Source organism: Zestomonas carbonaria (genome assembly GCF_904061905.1).
Classification (GTDB): Bacteria; Pseudomonadota; Gammaproteobacteria; order Pseudomonadales; family Pseudomonadaceae; genus Aquipseudomonas; species Aquipseudomonas carbonaria.
In genome coordinates this window covers 1-212 of sequence record NZ_CAJFCI010000120.1, presented here as the reverse complement: position 1 = coordinate 212, position 212 = coordinate 1, and the positions used below count along the sequence as shown (strand labels likewise).

General features: G+C 57.5%; 1 protein-coding gene. It reads left to right on the top strand.

Going from position 1 to position 212, the window contains the following annotated elements; genetic code table 11:
* Window positions 1-212, top strand: a 212-nt coding sequence (locus PSEWESI4_RS24945) for an SEL1-like repeat protein (RefSeq protein ID WP_187673932.1), incomplete at both ends; no start/stop codon positions are given.

Genomic DNA, 212 nt, shown 5'->3' with positions numbered 1-212 from the left:
AGTTGAATGCCCCGCATGCCTACTACCTGATGGGGGTAATGCTGCAACAGGGGATCGGGGTGAAGCAGGACAAGGTCGCGGCACTCAGTTATTTCCGCAAGGCCGCCGATCTTGGCAACCGGTATGGACAATGGGCTATCGGCGATGAGCTTCGAAGAGCCTTTGCTCGACTGCCTGAGCCCGAACGCACTCGGGGGAAAAACATTGGCAAG